We start from the raw sequence: 228 nt of genomic DNA on the forward strand, positions 1-228 counted from the left end.
TCTGAAAAATTTAGAAATTTTCTTTTTCCCTGAAAGTCCAACAGGGTAAAACTCATCACCCTCCCGATGTCTTCTTAAAAATAAAGGAAATTGGATTTTTGCCGGATCAATAATCCACTCAAAATCTTTAATATTTTCCTTAATAAATCCTTTGAGATTAATATTTAAATTGTTTTCTGAAGAAATGAAACAGTCAGTTAATAAAATTTCGTTGATAGTTTCTTCATC

At 28.5% G+C, this 228-nt stretch carries 1 protein-coding gene; it reads right to left on the minus strand.

The window, feature by feature from the left end; genetic code table 11:
* Window positions 1-228 (minus strand): tRNA lysidine(34) synthetase TilS (tilS, locus tag SB659_RS20705; RefSeq protein WP_410551807.1); only part of this gene is annotated, 228 nt, incomplete at both ends.

The sequence above is a fragment of the Arthrobacter sp. SIMBA_036 genome, assembly GCF_046535135.1.
In the GTDB taxonomy this organism is placed as follows: Bacteria; Actinomycetota; Actinomycetes; order Actinomycetales; family Micrococcaceae; genus Arthrobacter.